At 50.3% G+C, this 300-nt stretch carries 1 protein-coding gene; it reads left to right on the forward strand.

Annotated features, from left to right (window positions below; genetic code table 11):
* Positions 1–300 (forward strand): hypothetical protein (locus tag ACT3RN_RS16320; protein ID WP_444518904.1); only part of this gene is annotated, 300 nt, incomplete at both ends.

Below are 300 nucleotides of genomic sequence, written 5' to 3' on the forward strand. Positions count from 1 at the left end.
CATAAACAGCAACACTGATGGAAGTAGTGCTGACGAGGACAATCAAGCAAGTGGCCAAACACTCACGCTAGACACTCCTGCTGCGTTTGCCCCAGTGACAGATACCGAGACCATCGATGAAGCGACTGTCGTCGCCAATAGTCATCAAAGCCACTATAGCGTTTATCATGCACTCGCCCATGCCACCGATTTGAATGTTGCCGATACCTTTATACTAGTCGATCACAACCATCTCAATCAGCACTACCGTGCCACCCATATCGTACACTTGGCACGCAACAGTCTGGCACACGTGACAGG

This window comes from Psychrobacter sp. AOP5-GZ1-6, assembly GCF_052376345.1.
In the GTDB taxonomy this organism is placed as follows: Bacteria; Pseudomonadota; Gammaproteobacteria; order Pseudomonadales; family Moraxellaceae; genus Psychrobacter.